We start from the raw sequence: 20,921 nt of genomic DNA, 5'->3' as shown, positions 1-20,921 counted from the left end.
AAACCAACAAAAAATTGAATATTTACGAATGAGAACGACCATTAAAGAATTATTAGAAGATTATAAAAAACTAATTCATCATGACATTACCGTACAAGCTTGGGTAAGAGCATTTCGCTCGAACCGATTTATCGCTATGAATGATGGTTCAACCATCAACAATTTACAAGTGGTAGTCGACTTTGAACAATTTGATGAAGATATTCTTAAAAACATCAGTAATGCTGCTTCGCTAAAAATTGTAGGGGAAGTGGTGGAAAGTCAGGGAGCGGGACAAAATATCGAAATTATTGCGAAAAAGATTATTATTTTAGGCGATAACTTTACCGAAGAAAGAGATAAAACGATCCTTCAACCCAAAAAACATTCCTTGGAAATTTTGCGTGAGCAAGCACATTTGCGTTTCCGCACGAATTTATTTTCTGCAGTTTTTAGAGTGAGAAGTTCGGTGAGTTTTGCGATTCACCAGTTTTTTAATCAAAACCAATTTTTCTACATGAACACACCGATTATTACCGGTGCTGATGCAGAAGGAGCGGGAGAAATGTTTGGCGTAACCAACTTCGATTTGAATGCCATTCCACGGGATGAAAGCGGAGCAATCGATTATGCACAAGATTTTTTTGGTAAGAAAACAAATCTTACGGTTTCCGGTCAATTGAACGTAGAAACCGCCATGATGGGCTTGGGAAGAGTGTACACTTTTGGTCCAACTTTCCGTGCAGAGAACTCTAACACCACGCGTCACCTTGCAGAATTTTGGATGGTAGAACCGGAAGTTGCTTTTAATAATTTAGAAGACAATATCGATCTTGCCGAAGATTTCTTGAAATATGTGATTAATTACGTGTTAGAAAATTGCAAAGATGATTTGGACTTTTTAGACAAAAGATTTGCTGACGAGCAAAAACAAAAACCCGAAAAAGACCGTGCTGCTGAAGGATTAATTGAGAAATTGCAACACGTAATTCAAAAACGATTCAAAAGAGTTTCTTATAGCGAAGCGATAGAAATTTTGAAAAATTCTAAAGAAAATAAAAAAGGAAAATTTCAGTTTCCGATTGAGGAATGGGGTGCAGATTTGCAAAGTGAGCACGAACGTTTTCTGGTAGAAAAGCATTTTGAATGTCCGGTGGTTTTATTTGATTATCCAAAAGAAATAAAAGCCTTCTACATGAAACTGAATGAAGATGGAAAAACCGTTGCCGCCATGGATGTTTTATTCCCAGGAATTGGTGAAATCATCGGTGGATCACAAAGAGAGGATAAATTCGACATTTTAAAAGCGAAAATGAAAGACATGAATGTTGATGAAGAAGAATTATGGTGGTATTTGGATACGCGAAAATTCGGTTCTGTTCCGCACGCCGGTTTTGGACTTGGCTTAGAGCGATTGATTCTTTTTGTTACAGGCATGACGAACATCAGAGACGTAATCCCTTTCCCAAGAACACCGCATAACGCTGAGTTCTAATCTAAAATATTATCAGTAAGTTTATGGTTCAATGTGAACTAATTTAAACCTAAAAAAAGAGAAATAACATCATAATATGTTAAAACAAAACCTTCAAATGAGACTCGGCCAGAAATTGGCCCCGCAACAAATTCAATTGATGAAATTGATTCAACTTCATACCCTAGAGTTTGAAGAAGAATTAGAGCGCGAACTCGAAGAAAATCCTGCTTTAGAAAAAGTGCAAGAGGACAATAAAGAGGAAGATTACGCCGCTCTTGACGAAAAATTTGAAGACGAAGGCAATGAAAGTATCGACACCGATTTTGATGTAAATGATTATATTTTCGATGATGAACCTGCATACAAATCTTCTGCAAATAATTATTCTGCCGATGATGAGGAGTATGATAATCAGGCGCTTTTGACCGAAGGTGAGTCTTTGTATGATTATCTTTTAGAGCAGATTCGTTTGGCAAATATAGAGGGCGATGATTTGAAAATTGCAGAATATATTATCGGAAACCTTGATAATGATGGTTATCTTCGACGAGAGGTGAAGCAATTGGTTGATGATTTGGCTTTTTCCCAAGGATTGATTACTACACCAGACCGGGTGACTGAAATCTTAGAAAATTATGTGCAAAAATTAGATCCGTCTGGCGTTGGTGCCCGGGGCTTACAAGAGTGTCTTTTATTACAAATCGAGAAAAAAGTAAGTGCTGATAAAGCCGTAAGTCTCGCAGCAAATATATTGAGAAATCAGTTTGATGCTTTGACCAATAAGCATTACAATAAGATTATTCAGAAATATGATATCGAGGAAGAAGATTTAAAAGATGCTTTGGAAGTGATTTCAAAACTATCCCCTAGGGTAGGTGGTAATTATGATACACAGACCATTACCATTAATAATGAAATTATCCCTGATTTTTTAATTACCGTAAAAGATAATGGTGCCAAAGGGGTTGAAGTGATTCCTTCATTAAACAGTAAAAATGCTCCTTCATTGCGGGTTTCAGATGAATATAAAGATATTTTAACCACTTATTCTCACGACAAAAAATCGGCGGAACACAAACAGGCGGCTCTTTTTATCAAACAAAAATTAGATGCAGCAAAATGGTATATCGATGCGATTAACCAACGGCAAAATACGCTACTGCAAACGATTTCTGCGATTGTTCAATTGCAGAAAGAATATTTCATTACCGCAGATGATAAATCATTAAAACCGATGATTCTAAAGGATGTTGCTGATATTACTGGGTTTGATATTTCTACAATTTCACGCGTGGTGAAAAGCAAATATGCGGATACCCCAAATGGCATTGTCTATCTAAAAAGTCTCTTCTCTGATTCCTTGACCAACGATGATGGCGAAGAAGTTTCTACCAAGGAAATTAAAACCCATTTGATGGATATTATCGATGGTGAAAATAAAAGAAAACCCTATACCGACGATGCATTGGTTGGATTACTGAAAGAGAAAGGCTACAATATTGCCCGCCGTACCATTGCGAAATATCGTGAACAATTGAATATTCCCGTAGCTCGGTTGAGAAAGGAACTGTAAAATTGAAAGTTAAAAATAAAGAGAAAAGGAGAACAAGAATTTAGTTCTCCTTTTCTATGTTTTGAAGTTGTTCTAGATTTTTACCCAATCTTCTTAAGATAAATCCGTAAACGAGGCGATAATAAATCCAGATTAAAACCACGCTAATTCCCATAGTTAGTGCTAATCCGGCAATGAAACCAATTAAAGTAGGGTTCGTCAACGCGATATTTTGTTCAGCCAAAACCAAGAAGGTAAATAGTCCTAGAATCAAAGTAAACAAAATCACCAGACCAATATTTGCCAAGATAAATAATTGAACGGTCTTTTTGAAAGTGAAAATTTGCAGAATTAATTTTTTAAGATTTGATTCAATTTTAATTTTACGGTAATTCTGGTAAAACAAAAATACAAAAATACCCGTAAGACCTAAACTAACCATTTTCAACACAAAGTACAGTTGCGATATGGTACTTTCAAAGTTAGAGGAATTATTAATACCCAATTTCCCTAGAACACTCATCAAATCAGCGGTGTCTTCTCCTAAAAAAGTATAGTATAAATTGGCAATTAGAATCAGAATAAATTCTACCACACTGATCCAGAGAATATATTTCACATAATTCCGTGAAGATTTATTCAGCATCGATTCAATATCGCTGCTGTCATATTTAGGCTGTACTGGTTGCTGTTGCCAGGTTTCTTTGAAACTATCTAAATCAAATTCAGGCATGTTTTTCCATTAGTTGTTTTAAAGTTTTTTTGAGTCGGTTCATTTTCACTCTTGCATTAACTTCAGTAATTCCTAAGTTTTCAGCGATGTCGCGGTACGGCAAATCATCCAAATACATGGTCACAATCGCACGTTCAACATTGGGCAACATTTTAATAACTTTGTAAAGCGTAGAAATATGTTGCTGTTTTTCATCGTCAATTTCTACAAAATCACCATGATGATAATCCATGAGTTCATCGGTTTGCGGTGATTTAATCTTTTTTCGGAACAGGGTAATTGCGGTATTTAAAGCCACGCGATACATCCAGGTAGAAATTTTAGATTGTCCTTTGAATGAGTCGTAAGAACGCCAAAGTTGTAACACAATTTCTTGAAAAAGATCTTGCTCATCTTCCAAAGTATTGGTGTAAAGTCTAGAAACCTTAATAATCAAACCTTGATTATCTTTAATTAGTTTCGCGAATTCTTTTTCTTTGGCACTCAAATTTGGTAATTTTTCTGAAAAGCGAAGATAAAATTTTTTAATTGAAAACGGTAGAAATTCTGTTTTAATCGTTGGCTTTCTTGTTTTCATCTTACCGATTTCCACTTATTCTTTCCTCAATTTTATTATATTTGCTCCATGATTCTACGCGGAGAAAATTTAATTAAAGAATACGGTCCAAAAAAAGTGGTAAAAGGCGTTTCAGTCGAAGTTCGACAAGGCGAAATCGTGGGACTTCTCGGTCCCAATGGTGCCGGCAAAACCACCAGTTTTTATATGATCGTGGGTTTGGTAAAACCCACCTCGGGTAAGATTTTCTTAGACAATAAAGAGATTACCAATGACGCCATGTACCGCCGGGCTCAAAAAGGAATTGGTTATCTCGCGCAGGAAGCATCGATTTTCAGAAAACTCTCCGTAGAAGATAATATCTTGGGTGTTTTGCAATTAACCAAACTTTCTAAGCGGGAACAACACATCAAATGTGATGAACTCATCGAAGAGTTTTCCTTACAACATGTTCGTAAAAACCGGGGTGATTTATTATCTGGTGGTGAACGAAGAAGAACTGAAATTGCACGTTGTTTGGCAACCAGTCCGAATTTTATTTTACTCGATGAGCCTTTTGCCGGAGTTGACCCAATCGCCGTAGAAGATATTCAGAAAATTGTGAGAAGCTTGGTCGATAAAAATATTGGCATCTTAATTACGGATCACAATGTTCAACAGACTTTAGCGATTACCCACAAGACCTATATCATGTTTGAGGGAAGAATTTTGAAAGAAGGACTTCCGCACGATTTGGCCAATGATCCGCAGGTTCGGGATGCTTATCTCGGCGAGAATTTCGTTTATCAAGATATTCTGAACAAGCCAAAGAAACGGGCATTTGTCTATAATATTTGGGCCGGTAATTTTGATTCCAAAAATCAATTCCAAAGTTTTGTAGATGAAAATTTTCAGCGTATTGATAATCTGAGATTAATGCATGGATTTGAAGACATCAGTTTTGCCTCTTTAGCCAATTCTGAAATCGATCATATTTTTAATGAAGTGGTCGATAAAAACTCCAATAATTCATTTCTTTTTCAAAAACAGGAAATCAATACCACCTATTCTATTTCAGAAGCAGAGTCGAATGCAAAAGCGCTCAGCAAAACAGAATTACATTATTTGACAACCTACGCCTTCGAATCTTAAAAAGTAAATTTTTAGGTTTCTACCAGAAAACTTCTGGTGAAGGGACAACATTGTGGTTGGTTTTTTTTCCTTCGAAAAATTTTGAAAAATAGTTGCTTACATCTGACGCAAAACTGGATAAATTGTTCGCTTCTTTCAAAGAATAGTAAAGCCTGTTTAATTCTTATTCTTAATTTGAATAAACTTTGTTTTTTCCTTAATTTTAGACTTTTAGAAATTAAGTTAAAGGGTTTTTATCAATTGATTGTTGCTAAGGTTTTTAACAGCAATTACTTAAAAACCTTAAGGGGTAAATAAGGTAAATTAGTAATTTGTAAATTTAAATAGGCTCTTAATTTAAAACTTGAAAATGAAAAAATATATTTTAGTTATTTTGCCTTTAGCAGCATTAACTTCTTGTTCTGAAATTGAGGAAACCATCAATCAACAAATTGAAAAAACAACTACAAGTGTCAAAGAACAAGCACAGAATGCAGTTAAAGAAACTTTAGATGACACCATAAGTAATTCCATTAATTCTTTAACCAACGCTGAACATGCTCAGTTTCAAGAGGTTTTTCCCAAGGGAGAACCAACCATGATTTCTGATTTTAAAGGCAAGAAATTTAGTTTTCCGAATGGTTCGCCGGCTTACGTTTTTAAATATAAAGCAGATAAAGATTTGTTGATCCCGTATTTAGAGCAACAGGAAACTTTAGATGAAGAGAAGTCTGATAAAGTAGCTAAGAAAATTGATGGTAAAGTATTTATGGATAAATTGAGTTTTGTAGAAAAATTTCTGCCTGCAAATACAATCGATATGAGTTTTTTGGAAGACATTAAAAACGATAAAAGCATTGAGTATTATAAACTGAAAAGGTTCCCAAACAGCAGCACGATTATTTATAATCCGAAAACGCAGCAGGTTTTTCAGTTTGTAGAAGTCTCTAAATAATTTTATAAACCACAAAAGACACAAAAGACAAATAAATTAAAAAGATTTTCTAAAGAATACAAAATGGTAAAGCCATTATTTTACTGAACTTTTTCAAACTTTTGATTTGCTTATTTTAAAGTAAAACTTTTGCTTCTTTTGCGGTTTAAAAGAAATTTATCCGTTATTCAATTTATTAACTTATAATAATAATATGCCCCAAAATTTAATAGAGAATACGATAGCTTTCGTTAAAGAAAAACTAGAAGGTGCCGAAGCCGGTCACGATTGGTTCCACATCGAACGAGTCTGGAAGTTATCAAAGAAAATTGCCGCTACAGAAACTTGTAATGTTGCGGTGGTGGAACTCTCTGCTTTGCTCCATGATATTGCTGATCCAAAATTTCATGAGGGCGATGAAACATTAGCCCTGAAAATATCCAATGAATTTCTGCAAAATCAAAATGTTCCCAAGGAAATAATAGTGCAGGTTTTATTCGTTATCAAAAATATTTCCTTTAAAAATAGGGGAGAAGTTCCTAAGGTTTTACCAATCGAATTACAAATCGTACAAGATGCCGACCGCCTCGATGCGATTGGTGCGATTGGCATTGCCAGGACCTTTAATTTTGGTGGATTTAAGAATAATCTCATGTATCACCCCGATCTACCGCCAAAACTCAATCAAACTAAAGAAGAATATAAAAAATCAACAGGAACAACAATCAATCATTTTTATGAAAAATTGTTGCTATTAAAAGATTTAATGAATACCAAAACCGGAAAAAATTTAGCCGAAAATCGCCATCAACTGATGTTGGATTTCTTAGCTCAATTCTATAAAGAATGGAATGTAGAGTAAGCGTTTGCGCACTTAAATTTTCAAATTCTACTTGGTAATTTTATTTATCTTTACGGCATGTTTTATTTGTTTTTTCTGCTCACGGGTTTACTTTCGCTCAGCTTGCTTTTGTCGGTGATTAAATCCGGTAGATTTAAAGGATGGGCAAAAGGTTTGCGCATCATAATCGTTGTTGCTTCAGTGGTCGCCTACACGGTTTTATTCGTTCAAAAAAGTGTAGATGAATTTTTGCCGAATTCGCTCACCGTACAAGTGGTGAATAAATTGCCATTTCCTCTGGATTTTTATCTCATCAAAATTAATGATGAAGCCGATCCTGATTTAAGATACGAAACCCGGCACCTGGGTAAAATCAGAAATAACCATTACCGAATTGATTATTTAAAAATGGAGGCTTCTGATGAGTTCTGGATCGCTGCTTATATGGGCAATAAGAATCTCGTGTATTTTTCCCAACATTCTGTGCCGAACAAAAATGAAGATAAAATCATCGAAGTTCAAAATTATATCGTACAAAGCGCACGGCTGTCTGAACTTGCAAAAACCCGAATTGAAGCTTTAAAATTCGGCAATATCAAAACCGCAATTTGGATGACTTTAGGCCTGATTCTACTCTTTTTAAATCTCGCCTTATTGTTCAGAAAAAACAAAATCCCGAATTAAATTCCGGGATTGTTCTATTTTATTTGCCTTTCTTTTCTTTCAAAGCTTCTTTGTCTTTATCAGAGGGGTTCCAGACTTTTACTTCAGAATCTTTAGTGATTCCTGATAAAATCTGAACATTAATTCCGTCGCTGGCACCGAGTTTTACATTGACCTTTTTGAATTTTCCATCCGGCTGTTTTACTTCTACAAATGAATTGTCTTTATCTTTAATCTTTTCATATTGAATTAAAGATTCATCCAAGAGCAAGGCATTTTTCTGAGAACTCAAAATAATCTCGCCATTGGCTGAAAATCCAGCGCGAATATATTCATTGGTTTTATTAAAAACATCACCTTCAATCGGGAATTTAATCGTTCCATTTTCTTCTTTTCCTTTGGGAGCAATCATCGTCACACGCCCCGGAAAGGATTTGTTTTGCAAGGCGCCAATTACCACATTCATGGGCAAACCTTCTTTTAATTTTCCAGCCTGGGCCTCATCAATGGTCCCTTCAAAAATAAGAGAATTCAAATCTGCAATCGAGCAAATCGTACTTCCTGCATTAAATGAGTTGGCCTCAATCACCTGGCTTCCGACTTTTACCGGCACTTCTAAAACAGTTCCGTTGGCTTTAGACCGAATTTGTGTCGTTGCCAAACCAGCCAATTCCGGCGTGGCTCCCGTTTTTGCAATCTGCAGGTTTTTTTGCGCCGTTTGTCTTTGCTGTTGTGCATTTCTGAGCGTTTGCTGGGTAGACTGCAATTGTTGCTGAGCCGAAATATACTCCTGCTTAGAAATCACGCCTTGCGAGTAGAGTTTTTCCTGCATGGCAAATTGTTTTTGCTGCTGAGACACATTAATTTGCGCATTGCTGATTTGTAAATTGGCATTATTAATTTCCTGTTGTGCGGCGTTCACATTTTGAATGCTGGGTACAATTCTAATGGTCGCAACCAATTGGCCGGCAACAACTTTATCACCTTCTGTAACCAAAATTTTATCGATAATTCCAGAGATATTCGGTTTGATTTCAATTTCCTCGCGAGGCACAATTTTCCCGGTCGCCATTACTTTGTCATCCATATTTTGAACCACAGGTTTTTTGGTCAAAAACGTTTCGCTTTCTTTGGTATTTGAAGAAATCAGATAGCTAATTCCCGAGATCAGGGCCACTGCGAAAACCAATCCCAAAAGGAGGTAAAGGGCTTTTTTTAAAGTGAACTTCTTTTTCATATACTTCGTTTATTTTTTTTATTTTTTTTGGGGCGACTTTTCCGCCCTCCATTCCCGCTTTTTTGTTCGTCGTGCCTCCTCGCAAAAAGAGCTCCATTCAGGTCGGGTCGCAAATTCGTTTGAGCTACAAAGTCAAGTAATCAAATACCCATCATTCCTTACCCATTGGTTACTCCGAGCGCAGCGCTTCAATCGGCCGAATCTTTACCGCTCGCTGTGCGGGGATCATACCGACAATCAAACCAAGAATAACCATAATCGCCATGGCACCGAATACCTGTCCGTAATTTACCGTGGGATTGTAAAAAGGAAAAGTATCTTGATCTTTTGTGGCGATATTGAGAATCATTAAGAGAAAAATTCCTAAAATAAATCCTAGAATCCCCGAGGTTAAAGTGATAACCACACTTTCTAAGAGAATTTGATTCCTTACTTCTGCGGGTTTTGCACCCAAAGCACGCCGAATTCCGATTTCCTTGGTTCTTTCTTTTACGGTGATTAATAAGATATTAGAAATCGCAATTACCCCAGCCAATATGGTTAATGAACCAACGGTGATGGTCAGCAGTTGCATTCCGGTTAGGAAACCCGTAAGTTTTCCAAATTCCTTTCCGAGGTTAAAACTTCCGAAAGCGTTGGTGTCTTCTGGTGAGACATTATATTTGCTTTTGAGTTCTGCTTTTACTTGGTCTTCTACGACATTCAGGTCGGCATCTGGTTTACTTACAATGGCGAAGAATCCTACTTTGTCCCCTTCATTGTACATTTTAGAAAACGTAGAAAACGGAATAAAGGCTGATTGGTCATTCTCAAATCCACCGCCTTTTTTTACGCGAAAAACACCGATGACGTTAAAGAAAATACCTTTTACATTTATCGATTGTCCGATGGGATTTTCATTCTTTTTTGCATCAAAGAAATTTTTATAAATCTCTTCACCGATGATGATTACATTTTTATTTCCTGTAATATCGGCGTCATTTAAATAGCGACCGAAGATGAGTTTTTTTTCTGATATTTTGTTTCCCACCGGAAAATCTCCGGTCAGCGTATAAGTCGCATTCTTACCGTTTCTAGAAAATGACTCTCCCGGCGTGCCGAAATTACCGCGCGAACTCTGGGGCGAAATATAGTCGATTTCTTTAATTTTTTGTGGCAGCAAATCTAAATCGCTTAAATGCAGATCCATTTTTCTTCCTTTCGGAAAACCATCATACGGAATCGAGGTATTCTGTGCCCACAAGAAAATAGAGTTGGTTGCAAAACCCGAAAATACTTTATCAAACCCATTTTCCATTCCTTTTGCAGCACCCAAAAGCGCGACAAAAAGAAACATTCCCCAACCCACACCAATCATAGTTAGTAAGGTACGAAGCTTATTATTCTTTAAGGAATAATAAATTTCTTGCCACGTATCTATTTTGAAAATGATGTTCATTGTTTGTATTTTAGGTACGAGTTAAAAAATGTCTTGTACCATGATTTTATTTTTATCTTACTTAAGGTTTAAATTTTAAAATTTTATACCTGCGTTACCCTTGTTTTATTTTTGAAAGTACACAAAGGTGAAAATCTTTGATTTTCAAAACTAATGTGCCCTTTTTCTGAACTCCTGTTTAAACTATTTAATTAACCTCTGTTTAATAGCCATGAATGTAATTTACATTTTAATAACGCCAATTTATTATAAAGAGATTGATTCAGTATTAATCATTAATTATTAATTATTCCGAACGTAGCGCTTCGATCGGTTTAATTCTACTGGCACGGTACGCCGGTACAAATCCCGCTACCAAACCAGAAATAACCAAGCTTATAAAAGCCACCAATACCAAGCCCCAACCTACGGAAGGATCCATAATAAAATACTTTTCTAATCGGTCTCCGATCAAATATAGGGTAAGAATACCTAATCCAACCCCTATCAAACCTGAAACTACGGTTATTACAATACTTTCTTGCATAATTAAAGCGACAATACTTTGCGGTTTTGCGCCAATTGCTTTTCTGACACCGATTTCCTGCGTTCTTTCTTTAACAATATACACCATAATATTACTGATGCCAATAATACCTGCCAGCAAAGTTCCCATCCCAATAAAACCAACAATCAGCGTGATAATGAATAAAAATTGAAATGTTTGACCCATGTTTTTAGCATTATTTCTTACGACCACGCCGTTTTCGTCATCTGGAGAAACTTTGTGTTTTGCTTTTAATTCTTTTTCAACTTTCTCGCCATATTTAATGGCTTGATCTGGCGTAAGGTCAGTATTATAGGTTAAAAAAATGGTACTGATCGTGTCGGAACCTTTTTTGAGCTGTTGTAAAGTGGTGATGGGAATCGTAATCATTCGTTCATCAAAATCGCCACCATCATCAGAAAAAACACCGACTACTTTAAACATGGTACCATTAATATCTAAATCTTTTCCAATAGGACTGCCATTTTTAATTAAATCCCGCTGGACCATCCGGCCGATAACAGCAACATTTTGCTTGCGTTTCATATCCAAAAGATTCAAGTATCTGCCTTCGGTTAAGTTTCGGTTTTCTATTATTTTTTCATCGGGATTGCTACCACTGATTTGGTAATTACCACTTTCTTTTCCGTATTTCACCACCATATTTGCAGAATATCGGGGTGCTGCACTTTCAATTTTATCGGTGTCTTTTTCCGTAATTTGGTCAAAGTCTTCATTCTTTAAAACGATTTGCCGATCTGATTGTAAACCACCATATGCGATGGTCGTTTTTCTGGTGAAGATGGTAATTAAGTTGGTGGCATCCCGTGCAAAACCTTCGGTAAAAGCGTTTTGTAAACCTTTTCCAATCCCAAATAGAACGATGAAAATGTATAAACCTAAGGCCACCGTAAAGCCGGAAAGTACCGTCCGCAATATATTACTGCGAATCGATTCAAATATTTCTCTCCAGCGGTCGAGGTCAAACATAATTTAATTTCTTGATTGGTTTTTCGTTCGGCTTTTTTTATTCTAAAACCCGTTGCGTGATAAATTGATCACTCTCAATAATACCATCTTTTAAAATAACATTTCTTTTGGTTTCTGCTGCTACATCTGGTTCATGTGTTACCACAATCACCGTTTTTCCCCCTCGGTTAATTTCTTGCAGCAGCTTCATAATATCGTAGGTTGTTTGGGAGTCTAGTGCTCCGGTAGGTTCATCGGCTAAAATTACTTTTGGATCAGTAATAAGCGCACGAGCAATCGCAACTCTTTGTTTTTGTCCACCCGAAAGTTCATTCGGTAAATGCGTTGCCCAATCTGCCAAACCCACTTTTGCGAGGTATTCCAAGGCGCGCTGATTTCTTTCTTTACGTGAAACATTTTGATAGTAGAGTGGGAGTGCTACATTTTCTAAGGCCGTTTTATAGCCAATTAAATTAAAAGATTGGAAGATAAATCCTAGAAACTTACTTCGGTATTCCGCGGCTTTTATTTCGGATAGATGCTCAATCGCAATCCCATCGAGTTCATAAATCCCAGAATCCTTTTCATCTAAAATCCCAATGATATTAAGTAGCGTTGATTTTCCGGAACCCGAACTTCCCATAATCGAAACAAATTCCCCTTCACCAATAGAAAGGTCAATGCCTTTCAGGACATGAAGTTTGCTCTTTCCGATATCATATGATTTGTGTAGGTCCTTAATTACTAACATCAAGTGGAGGATTTATTTCTTAATAAGTAGGTTAATTATTTTATTTGTTACAAACGAGTTTTTATCTTTTTTTTAATCGTAGATGTTTAGTTGTAAGTGATTATATGATAGTGCTTCAGATTGTTTTGTTTAATGAAAATCACGCTTATCTTAGCAACCAACCATCAGCGAGCGATAAAATGTAACGGCAGTGCAACGTCTGTGTGATTGTGGAAAACTTTTACCGCTTATACTCAGATAATTAATGATTATGACTTTCCTCATAAGGTTTCATTTCCTATTTTTGTACAGAACACACCAGTAGAAAATAAAGTCTATTTTGCGTTTCTTCTTTATATAATTAGCTAATAATCATATTGTTGTATAATTCACTTTTCCAAGAAAGGTGATCTAAAAATTAAGTTTTACTATGGGAATTTTTGACAAAAGAATAGGATATAAACCATTTGAGTATCCAGAAATCTTACAGTTTGTAGAGGCGATTAACAAATCATTTTGGGTCCATTCAGAGGTAGATTTTACGGCAGATGTACAGGATTTCCATTCGCAGTTAGAACCTCATGAAAAAAATGCGATTAAAAATGCACTTTTGGCAATTGCACAAATCGAAGTTTCGGTAAAAACCTTTTGGGGCAATCTTTATAACCACATGCCAAAACCAGAACTTAATGGCTTGGGGTCTACTTTTGCAGAATGTGAATTCCGCCATTCTGAGGCTTATTCCCGTTTGCTCGAAGTCTTAGGCTACAACGATGCTTTTAACCAGGTCATCGAAATACCCGCCATCAAAAAAAGAATAGATTTCCTATCAAATGTCCTAAAACACGCGAATTCAACCTCGCAAAAAGAATATGTTTCCTCATTACTGCTCTTCAGTATTTTAATAGAAAACGTTTCTTTATTCTCGCAATTTGCCATTATTTTGTCATTTACACGGTTCAAAGGGTACATGAAAAATGTCTCCAATATTATCGCGTGGACTTCCGTTGATGAGCAAATTCACGCCAATGCTGGGATTTATTTAATCAACAAAATTCGCGAGGAACAGCCCGATCTTTTAACCGATTCCGACATCGAAGATATCTATACCTTGGTCGATCACTCCATTACCGTAGAAGAAGAAATCCTAGACTGGATTTTTGAGCAGGGCGAAATTGATAATATGACCAAAGAAAATCTCTTAAACTTTATGAAATTCCGCGTGGATGATAGTTTGAAGAAAATCAATATGAAAACCCGCTACAATATTTCACCCGAGCAATACCGACCAATGGTTTGGTTTGAGGAAGAAGTTTTTGCCAATTCAATGGATGATTTCTTCGCCAAAAGACCGGTGGATTATACCAAGCATGATAAGAGTATTACCGAGAACGATTTGTTTTAATTCCCTTTATTTAATGGGGGTTAACGAATTATTTGGGCGTACATTTCCGCCTTCCGTTCCCACTTTTTTTCTTTTTTAAGAAAAAGAAAAAAGAGTTCCACTCAAGTCGGGGCGCAAGTGGGAGCATCAAATTTAAGAGGCGCGAGCGAAGCGAGCGCCGATAAGTTTTATAATAAAATTCAATATCAACGGGCTTTAGCCTGTTTAAAAAGAAGATAAAAGCAATTGGCTTTTGCCAAAACCTGGTTCATTGATCGGTCTGAAATTTTTCATTGAACGAATTGGGGCAGGTTGAGCCACGAAGTGGCGAAATCAAAAACATCGGGCGCAGCCCGATGGAACGAGTGAAAATCGAGACAGACTAGCGCTGTAAGCGCGACATCAGTAGTTGTGATAACTTTTGATGGACAACCGACAGAACCTTTAGCCCCGATTGAAACGGCATCCCCGCCTCGGCGGGATACAGTGGAAAGCGGGACTGATCTTGATAAGAAGCAAACCTTTTCTGCTTCTAAACAAATAAGAAAAGACATCGTACTTTGTACATTATACATTATACATTTTACATTTTACAGAAAAAATATGGAAGAACAGAAGAAAATTTGGTGGCTCAATGAAGAGTCTGAGCAAATGTTGAACCGAGGCTACCTCTTGAAAGGAGAAACCGTAGAAGGTGCGATTTTAAGAATCACCACCGCTGCCGCCAAAAGATTATATAAACCAGAATTGCAACCTGCTTTTGAAGAAATGATTACCAAAGGTTGGATCAGTTTTTCGTCGCCGGTTTGGGCAAATATGGGAACTGAACGCGGCTTACCGATTTCCTGCTTCAATGTTCATGTGCCGGATAATATCGAAGGAATTACGCACAAATTAGGTGAAGTTATTATGCAGACCAAAATTGGTGGTGGAACTTCTGGCTATTTCGGTGAACTTAGAAATCGTGGCACCGCTGTAACCGATAACGGAAAATCTTCGGGTGCAGTTTCATTTATGAAATTATACGATACCGCTATGGATGTGGTTTCGCAAGGCGGCGTTCGTCGTGGTGCTTTTGCAGCATATCTTGATGTTGATCACGGTGATATTGAAGAGTTTTTGTCTATTAAAGATATTGGAAGCCCGATCCAGAACCTATTTACGGGAATTTGCGTACCCGATTACTGGATGCAGGACATGATCGATGGCGATATGGATAAACGTAAGATCTGGGCGCGCGTTTTAGAGAGCCGTCAGCAGAAAGGGTTGCCCTATATTTTCTTTACCGATAATGTGAACAGAAACAAACCACAGGTTTATAAAGATTTAGGAATGACCGTGAATGCAAGTAATCTGTGTTCAGAAATTATGTTGCCGTCCAATGCGGAAGAATCATTTATATGCTGTCTTTCTTCTATGAACCTTGAATTATATGATGAGTGGAAAGATACCGATGCCGTGAAATTGGCGATTTATTTCTTAGATGCTGTTTTGTCCGAATTCATTGAAAAAACGGAAGGTAATTATTATTTGACCGGTGCAAGAAACTTCGCCTTGCGCCACCGAGCCTTAGGTTTAGGAGTTTTAGGCTACCATTCTTATCTGCAGAAAAATAGGATTCCATTTGAAAGCTTTGAGGCGACGCAGTTCAATGCAAAAGCCTTCAGACAAATTAAAGAACAATCTGTAATCGCTTCGCAGGAACTGGCAAATATTTATGGCGAACCAGAATTATTGAAAGGCTATGGATTGAGAAACACCACAACCATGGCGATTGCACCTACGACTTCTAGCTCTGCGATTTTAGGTCAAACTTCCCCGGGAATTGAGCCTTTTGCTTCCAATTATTATAAAGCAGGTTTGGCGAAAGGTAACTTTATGCGCAAAAATAAATACCTCGCAAAATTACTACAGGAAAAAGGAATCGACAACGAAGACACATGGAGAACCATCATGCTGAATCATGGCTCTGTACAGAATATTCCAGAATTAACAGAGGAAGAAAAAGCCGTTTTCAAAACCTTCCGTGAAATTTCTCCCATGGAAATTATTTCTCAAGCCGCCCAAAGACAACAGTATATCGATCAGGCGCAATCGCTGAACCTTCAGATTCCATCAACCATGCCGGTTAAAGATGTTAATTATCTCTATATCGAAGCTTGGAAAAAAGGTGTAAAATCTTTGTATTACCAAAGAAGCTCTTCTGTTTCTAAAGAAATGATGGTGAATTTTGTCTCTTGTTCGAGCTGTGAAGCCTAAAGTAAAAGCACTTATTTTCTAGAATAACCACAGGATTTTCTGTGGTTATTTTTTATCATTAAAAGGCCTGTCGTAATTTTATCAATCGATAGAAAAATAATAAAAGAGTTTCTTGTCTTTTATTAAATTATTATTTACATTTGTCATTAGTAAAAAAGATATGTTTTCAAAGTCTTGCGAATATGGGATTCGCGCTTCTATTTATGTGGCCAAACATTCACTTAAACACCGAAAAGTGAGTTTGAAAGAAGTAGCCGAACATACCGATGCCCCGCCTGCATTTATGGCGAAAATTTTACAAAAACTGACGAGAACTGAAATTCTGTCTTCATTTAAAGGTCCAACGGGAGGCTTTTTTGTACCCTTGGAAATGATTGATAAGGTATCACTTTATGACATCGTGTTAACGATGGATGGCGCTGGGCTTTTTGAAGATTGTACACTCGGACTTAGAAAATGTGATGGCCAGAAGCCCTGCCCAATGCATTTTAAATTCAGTAAAATAAGGGATGAAATGAAAACGGATTTAAAGGCTACGACTTTGAAGTTTTTAGCAGAACAGGTTTCTGACGGAGTGACCTTTTTGAAACGCTAAGTTTTTTTACCACAATAAAGGACAAATTTATCTTTTAATATTTCTATATGAATAATTCAATATTTGGGGAGTCAGGAATTCAGATTACTGTGTTTCTTATTTTAATTCCAGTACTCGTGGGATTACTGATTGCCGTGGTCAAAACCTATGGAACCTACAAAGAAATGAAGAATAGGCGGAAACTTTTTGAATTCAACAAAAAGATAGAAAGCCTTTCTCCCGAAGAGCTTAAATTTTACGAAAAAAGGAAAACCGAAGAAGAGTACCATCTTCTAGATAATGAACTTTCTGGTGAGCATCTGCCGGCAGACGAAAAGGGAATTATCCATAACATAAATGCAATTGAAGAACTTCGGGTGATTCCGCATAAAAAGAGTTATGTTCCTCAAAACTATATCTCGCAGGAATTGGCAAAATTGATTTTATATTTTCTTGGATTTGGCATCTTTTGGTTGCTCTTGGGTACCACGGTCGGCGAATATTTGGGAATTAAGTTTGTAGCTCCTGATGCAGACCATCAGAGTTGGTTAAGTTTTGGGCGCCTTCGCCCTGTTCATACCAATATGGTGTTCTGGGGTTGGGCTTCTTTTGCCATGGTTGGTTTAGCCTATTATGTAATTCCACGAGTTAGCAATATAGGGATTCACAGTCTTAAAATCGGTTGGTATACCTTAATCCTAATGAATGTTGCAGTGGGCACAGGAACTGTTTCATTGATGGCTGGCATCAATAATGGTGGTGGTGAGTATCGCGAATATATTTGGCCGATTATGGCAGTTTTTGCCGCTGGAATTATAATGTCACTTTATAATTTCCTGATGACGGTTGCCAAACGTAAGACTCATGAAATCTATGTCTCTAACTGGTACGTTATAGCAGCCATGATGTATGTGGTTGTGATTTTGGTCGTTGCTTATATGCCGATGTGGCAAGATGGCCTGGCAGAAACCATTGTACAAGGATATTATATGCACCAAGGTGTGGGAATGTGGTTCATGTTTCTATGCTTGGGTTTAATGTATTATTTTCTCCCGCAACAACTCAACAAACCCATTTACTCTTATAGCCTTGGGATTTTAGCCTTTTGGACTCAGATTATATTTTATACCCTCATCGGGAGTCACCACTTTGTCTTTAGCGCTATTCCTTGGTGGATGCAAACTGTCGCCATTGTGGCAAGTGTTGGGATGGTCATTCCGGTGGTTGCCGGGACCGCTAATTTCCTACTGACCTTCAATGGAGCTTGGTATCAGTTGAAAAACTCCTACACGCTTCCGTTTTACCTCATCGGCATCATCTTTTATTTTACGGGTTCAATGCAGGGAACGGTCGAAGCATTTCGATTTACCAATTTGATTTGGCATTTTACAGATTTCACCGTGGCGCATTCGCATCTAACAATGTACGGGATTATCACTTTTATGCTTTGGGCTTTTATATACACCTTAGTTCCAAGAATTACCGGCAAAGAACCACCAAAAACTTGGGTAGGAATTCATTTTTGGCTTGCCTTAATTGGTTTAATGTTTTACACCGTTCCATTAATGATAGGATCCACCGAAAAAGGATTGCTGTGGATGGACAATAAACCCTTCATTCAAAGTGTGGTGCTTATGGCTCAGTATTGGTTATGGCGCGCGATTGGCGGAACAATGATGTGGATTTCTCACTTTGTATTTGCCTACAATTTTTATAAAATGGTCAACAAAAAAGCAGAAATTATTATTCCAAGAACACCTGCCGAAATCTTGGAAGCCAAAAGACAACTCAAAAATACAGAATACATCCCTACAAAATAAATTGGAATAATGGAATTTTTAAATAATCATAAAACCTTGTTTTGGTCCGCCTTAATCTTATTTCTGTTCCTTACTTTACAGATTGCGATTCTGCCTGCGTTTACGATGCAACAAATTTATAAGCCGCTTCCCGATGCAAAACCATTGACCAAAGATGAGCTCGCCGGAAAGGCAGTTTATGTCGAAAATGGTTGCATCGCATGCCATACCCAGCAAGTAAGAGAAGTTGAAATGGATAAAGTGTTTGGCAGCAGACCAAGTATTCCCGCAGATTATGCAGGCAACCACCGTACTGATGTCTGGAGAAATACGGCAAACTTATTGGGTTCGGAAAGAACAGGCCCGGACTTAACCACCATTGGCGAACGACAACCGAGTAGCGATTGGCAGTTGCTTCATTTATATCAACCCCGAGCGGTGGTGAAAGAGTCGATCATGCCTTCTTATTCGTTTTTGTTTGAAGAAAAAGATTATTTGGATAAAGGTGATATCGAAGTTAAAGTTCCGGCGGAATTTCTTAAACACAAATTCAAAAAAATTGTACCGACCAAGAAAGCACTTCAACTGGTCGCGTACTTGCTTAGTTTAAAACAAACGAAACTACCAGAAGGAGTTAAGCCACAGGAATTTCTTTACAAAAAAGAAGTTAAAAAAACCGCGGGTGCAGCCGGTACAGATGCGTTACCAGATGGTGGAGAATTATATACCGCCAATTGTGCAAGTTGCCACCAAGCTTCTGGTGAAGGATTAGAAGGGGCTTTCCCACCTTTAAAAGGGAGTCCTATTGTTGCAGGTGACGATATTGCAGTCTATGTAAACATCATCATGACCGGCTATACCGGAAGACCTGGGTACGGACCAATGCCTGCCGTTGGGAAAAACGCCAACTTTACCCCAGAGATGGTTACCGCAATTATGAATCATGAGCGTTCTTCATGGGGAAATAATGCCAAACCTGTTACTTTAGACCAAGTAAAAGCAGTAATGGAGCAAATGAAATAATGCTTTTTAATATTGAATAATCTTAAATAATCGCGATGAACACTTTTAAAAATACCGCAATTGTCTTCTTTTTACTAATGGTTAATTTGGCCTTCGCCTGCGATGCCTGTAAACTTCAGCAACCGAAAGTCACTAGAGATTTCACGCATGGAGTAGGACCACGTGGGGATTTCGACTGGATTATTGTAGCTGTAATTGCTGTACTTACTATTTTTACTTTTGTATATTCCCTGAAATATTTGGTGAAACCAGGAGAAAAAAATCAAGATCATATTAAGAATTCTATTTTAAATTAATCCCGAAAAAAATTAAAAGATGACTAAAGATAGAAGCTCTGTTTTCCTTTTTATTGATGACGATGTAAAACCATTGGCCGTATTAGAAACTCCAATTGTGTTTGATTTTGATACTTCGAAATTAACCGACGGCGAACATGTGTTGAGAATTGTGAGCAAATCGCCCACCGGGCGAGAAGGGATTAGAAAAATAAATTTTACCGTAAAAAATGGACCTTCGATAAGCGTTGAAGGACTCGAAGAACATGATATTGTCGATGGTGTTTTGCCCTTAATGATTAACGCCTACGACAAGGGTAACCAGAAAAGTTTCGTGATCGAAGGAAGTGAAACACCACAAACAATTCCGGTCTGGATCTGGATTATCATCATCCTGTTTGTGGGTTGGGGTGCCTATTATGGGATCACCTATTTCTCGGGAATGGAATAAACTAATAATTAAAAAACGGTCTCAATTTTATTGAAACCGTTTTTTTTTGTCTTTAAAAAAGCTTATGCTAAAAACTCAATTTCTTTGTCTTTAAAATCGCTGTTTTCTACCAAACTCTGCATGGTGCTCATTATTCTCTTGCGTAGTTTAGCCATGTTTCTAATGTTTTCATCTTCGCTGTAGTCAAAAATATTGTCTTCAAAAGAGAACGTATCTCCTTTTTTAAACTCAATTTTATTTTCTTTAAATTCTTTCAAGAGCATTAGATTAGTCATTGATTCTAATAAATCATATTCCACTTTGGCTAAGTTTTTTAATGATTTCAAAACCTGTTTTTTATATTTCTTTTTCGTTTTCATAATACCTGTTCTTTTAAACTTTGTCTTGCAAGATAAGATTTTATAATAAATT

At 37.1% G+C, this 20,921-nt stretch carries 19 protein-coding genes and 1 pseudogene; 13 read left to right on the top strand and 7 right to left on the bottom strand.

Annotated elements, in window-relative coordinates; all coding sequences use genetic code 11:
• Window positions 1-28 precede the first annotated feature (28 nt).
• Window positions 29-1,474 carry an asparagine--tRNA ligase gene (gene asnS / locus QWY78_RS06230; RefSeq protein ID WP_290218079.1) on the top strand — a complete coding sequence of 482 codons (1,446 nt, stop codon included), beginning with the start codon at window positions 29-31 and terminating at the stop codon, window positions 1,472-1,474.
• A gap of 76 nt (window positions 1,475-1,550) precedes the next feature.
• A complete protein-coding gene (gene rpoN / locus QWY78_RS06225; protein WP_290217632.1) occupies window positions 1,551-3,029 on the top strand; it encodes an RNA polymerase factor sigma-54 in 1,479 nt (492 codons plus the stop codon).
• 40 nt (window positions 3,030-3,069) lie between these two features.
• Here the strand turns inward: rpoN and QWY78_RS06220 are convergent, their stop codons facing one another.
• On the bottom strand, window positions 3,070-3,741 hold the full coding sequence (locus tag QWY78_RS06220) for a DUF8845 family protein (protein ID WP_290217630.1): 672 nt from the start codon (window positions 3,739-3,741) through the stop codon (window positions 3,070-3,072).
• Window positions 3,734-4,228, bottom strand: coding sequence for an RNA polymerase sigma factor (locus QWY78_RS06215; protein WP_290218077.1), 495 nt, complete (start codon window positions 4,226-4,228; stop codon window positions 3,734-3,736). The genes QWY78_RS06220 and QWY78_RS06215 overlap by 8 nt, the downstream gene beginning before the upstream one ends.
• 138 nt (window positions 4,229-4,366) lie before the next feature.
• On the opposite strand from QWY78_RS06215, the pseudogene lptB reads away from it, so the two are divergent.
• The 4 genes and pseudogenes from lptB to QWY78_RS06195 all read left to right on the top strand — a co-directional run.
• Window positions 4,367-5,092, top strand: a pseudogene (lptB, locus tag QWY78_RS06210) (LPS export ABC transporter ATP-binding protein); the annotation flags it as partial.
• Window positions 5,093-5,777: 685 nt separating this feature from the next.
• Complete coding sequence (locus QWY78_RS06205; protein ID WP_290217626.1) at window positions 5,778-6,362, top strand: lipoprotein; 585 nt, start codon at window positions 5,778-5,780, stop codon at window positions 6,360-6,362.
• 193 nt (window positions 6,363-6,555) lie between these two features.
• Window positions 6,556-7,203, top strand: coding sequence for an HD domain-containing protein (locus tag QWY78_RS06200; RefSeq protein WP_290217624.1), 648 nt, complete (start codon window positions 6,556-6,558; stop codon window positions 7,201-7,203).
• A gap of 57 nt (window positions 7,204-7,260) precedes the next feature.
• Window positions 7,261-7,866 carry a hypothetical protein gene (locus QWY78_RS06195; RefSeq protein WP_290217622.1) on the top strand — a complete coding sequence of 202 codons (606 nt, stop codon included), beginning with the start codon at window positions 7,261-7,263 and terminating at the stop codon, window positions 7,864-7,866.
• A gap of 19 nt (window positions 7,867-7,885) precedes the next feature.
• Here the strand turns inward: QWY78_RS06195 and QWY78_RS06190 are convergent, their stop codons facing one another.
• From QWY78_RS06190 to QWY78_RS06175, 4 genes are all read right to left on the bottom strand, one after another.
• Entirely contained in the window at window positions 7,886-9,082 is a 1,197-nt protein-coding gene (locus QWY78_RS06190; RefSeq protein WP_290217620.1) for an efflux RND transporter periplasmic adaptor subunit, read from the bottom strand.
• 169 nt (window positions 9,083-9,251) lie between these two features.
• Entirely contained in the window at window positions 9,252-10,520 is a 1,269-nt protein-coding gene (locus QWY78_RS06185; RefSeq protein ID WP_290217618.1) for an ABC transporter permease, read from the bottom strand.
• Between the two features lie 286 nt (window positions 10,521-10,806).
• Entirely contained in the window at window positions 10,807-12,036 is a 1,230-nt protein-coding gene (locus QWY78_RS06180) for an ABC transporter permease (protein ID WP_290217616.1), read from the bottom strand.
• 37 nt (window positions 12,037-12,073) lie between these two features.
• Window positions 12,074-12,766, bottom strand: a complete 693-nt coding sequence (locus tag QWY78_RS06175; RefSeq protein WP_290217613.1) for an ABC transporter ATP-binding protein — start codon at window positions 12,764-12,766, stop codon at window positions 12,074-12,076.
• A 409-nt stretch (window positions 12,767-13,175) separates the two neighbouring features.
• On the opposite strand from QWY78_RS06175, the gene QWY78_RS06170 reads away from it, so the two are divergent.
• The 7 genes from QWY78_RS06170 to QWY78_RS06140 all read left to right on the top strand — a co-directional run bounded on the left by QWY78_RS06170 (window position 13,176) and on the right by QWY78_RS06140 (window position 20,510).
• Window positions 13,176-14,150, top strand: coding sequence for a ribonucleotide-diphosphate reductase subunit beta (locus QWY78_RS06170; RefSeq protein ID WP_290217611.1), 975 nt, complete (start codon window positions 13,176-13,178; stop codon window positions 14,148-14,150).
• A 582-nt stretch (window positions 14,151-14,732) separates the two neighbouring features.
• A complete protein-coding gene (locus tag QWY78_RS06165; RefSeq protein WP_290218075.1) occupies window positions 14,733-16,388 on the top strand; it encodes a ribonucleoside-diphosphate reductase subunit alpha in 1,656 nt (551 codons plus the stop codon).
• 160 nt (window positions 16,389-16,548) lie between these two features.
• Window positions 16,549-16,983, top strand: coding sequence for an RrF2 family transcriptional regulator (locus QWY78_RS06160; RefSeq protein ID WP_290217609.1), 435 nt, complete (start codon window positions 16,549-16,551; stop codon window positions 16,981-16,983).
• Between the two features lie 47 nt (window positions 16,984-17,030).
• On the top strand, window positions 17,031-18,782 hold the full coding sequence (locus tag QWY78_RS06155) for a cbb3-type cytochrome c oxidase subunit I (protein ID WP_290217607.1): 1,752 nt from the start codon (window positions 17,031-17,033) through the stop codon (window positions 18,780-18,782).
• Window positions 18,783-18,791: 9 nt separating this feature from the next.
• Window positions 18,792-19,784: a cytochrome c gene (locus QWY78_RS06150; protein ID WP_290217605.1), complete on the top strand. Its 993-nt coding sequence runs from the start codon at window positions 18,792-18,794 to the stop codon at window positions 19,782-19,784.
• Between the two features lie 35 nt (window positions 19,785-19,819).
• Entirely contained in the window at window positions 19,820-20,080 is a 261-nt protein-coding gene (locus tag QWY78_RS06145; protein WP_290217604.1) for a hypothetical protein, read from the top strand.
• A gap of 19 nt (window positions 20,081-20,099) precedes the next feature.
• Complete coding sequence (locus tag QWY78_RS06140; RefSeq protein WP_290217601.1) at window positions 20,100-20,510, top strand: cytochrome C; 411 nt, start codon at window positions 20,100-20,102, stop codon at window positions 20,508-20,510.
• Between the two features lie 62 nt (window positions 20,511-20,572).
• On the opposite strand, the gene QWY78_RS06135 is transcribed toward QWY78_RS06140, so the two are convergent.
• On the bottom strand, window positions 20,573-20,869 hold the full coding sequence (locus tag QWY78_RS06135; protein ID WP_290217599.1) for a hypothetical protein: 297 nt from the start codon (window positions 20,867-20,869) through the stop codon (window positions 20,573-20,575).
• Window positions 20,870-20,921: the final 52 nt, after the last annotated feature.

Origin of the sequence: Kaistella yonginensis (assembly GCF_030409525.1) — a bacterium.
Classification (GTDB): Bacteria; Bacteroidota; Bacteroidia; order Flavobacteriales; family Weeksellaceae; genus Kaistella; species Kaistella yonginensis.
The sequence above is the reverse complement of the archived record's forward strand: the minus strand, read 5'-3'. Positions and strand labels throughout refer to the sequence as shown.

Excerpts from the sequence above, each read along its gene's own strand:
- QWY78_RS06220 (WP_290217630.1), bottom strand. The coding sequence starts at position 3,741 with ATGCCTGAATTTGATTTAGATAGTTTCAAAGAAACCTGGCAACAGCAA.
- asnS (WP_290218079.1), top strand. The coding sequence starts at position 29 with ATGAGAACGACCATTAAAGAATTATTAGAAGATTATAAAAAACTAATT.
- QWY78_RS06135 (WP_290217599.1), bottom strand. The coding sequence starts at position 20,869 with ATGAAAACGAAAAAGAAATATAAAAAACAGGTTTTGAAATCATTAAAA.
- rpoN (WP_290217632.1), top strand. The coding sequence starts at position 1,551 with ATGTTAAAACAAAACCTTCAAATGAGACTCGGCCAGAAATTGGCCCCG.
- QWY78_RS06180 (WP_290217616.1), bottom strand. The coding sequence starts at position 12,036 with ATGTTTGACCTCGACCGCTGGAGAGAAATATTTGAATCGATTCGCAGT.
- QWY78_RS06205 (WP_290217626.1), top strand. The coding sequence starts at position 5,778 with ATGAAAAAATATATTTTAGTTATTTTGCCTTTAGCAGCATTAACTTCT.
- QWY78_RS06145 (WP_290217604.1), top strand. The coding sequence starts at position 19,820 with ATGAACACTTTTAAAAATACCGCAATTGTCTTCTTTTTACTAATGGTT.
- QWY78_RS06185 (WP_290217618.1), bottom strand. The coding sequence starts at position 10,520 with ATGAACATCATTTTCAAAATAGATACGTGGCAAGAAATTTATTATTCC.
- QWY78_RS06160 (WP_290217609.1), top strand. The coding sequence starts at position 16,549 with ATGTTTTCAAAGTCTTGCGAATATGGGATTCGCGCTTCTATTTATGTG.
- QWY78_RS06175 (WP_290217613.1), bottom strand. The coding sequence starts at position 12,766 with ATGTTAGTAATTAAGGACCTACACAAATCATATGATATCGGAAAGAGC.
- QWY78_RS06150 (WP_290217605.1), top strand. The coding sequence starts at position 18,792 with ATGGAATTTTTAAATAATCATAAAACCTTGTTTTGGTCCGCCTTAATC.
- QWY78_RS06200 (WP_290217624.1), top strand. The coding sequence starts at position 6,556 with ATGCCCCAAAATTTAATAGAGAATACGATAGCTTTCGTTAAAGAAAAA.
- QWY78_RS06170 (WP_290217611.1), top strand. The coding sequence starts at position 13,176 with ATGGGAATTTTTGACAAAAGAATAGGATATAAACCATTTGAGTATCCA.
- QWY78_RS06195 (WP_290217622.1), top strand. The coding sequence starts at position 7,261 with ATGTTTTATTTGTTTTTTCTGCTCACGGGTTTACTTTCGCTCAGCTTG.
- QWY78_RS06190 (WP_290217620.1), bottom strand. The coding sequence starts at position 9,082 with ATGAAAAAGAAGTTCACTTTAAAAAAAGCCCTTTACCTCCTTTTGGGA.
- QWY78_RS06140 (WP_290217601.1), top strand. The coding sequence starts at position 20,100 with ATGACTAAAGATAGAAGCTCTGTTTTCCTTTTTATTGATGACGATGTA.
- QWY78_RS06165 (WP_290218075.1), top strand. The coding sequence starts at position 14,733 with ATGGAAGAACAGAAGAAAATTTGGTGGCTCAATGAAGAGTCTGAGCAA.
- QWY78_RS06155 (WP_290217607.1), top strand. The coding sequence starts at position 17,031 with ATGAATAATTCAATATTTGGGGAGTCAGGAATTCAGATTACTGTGTTT.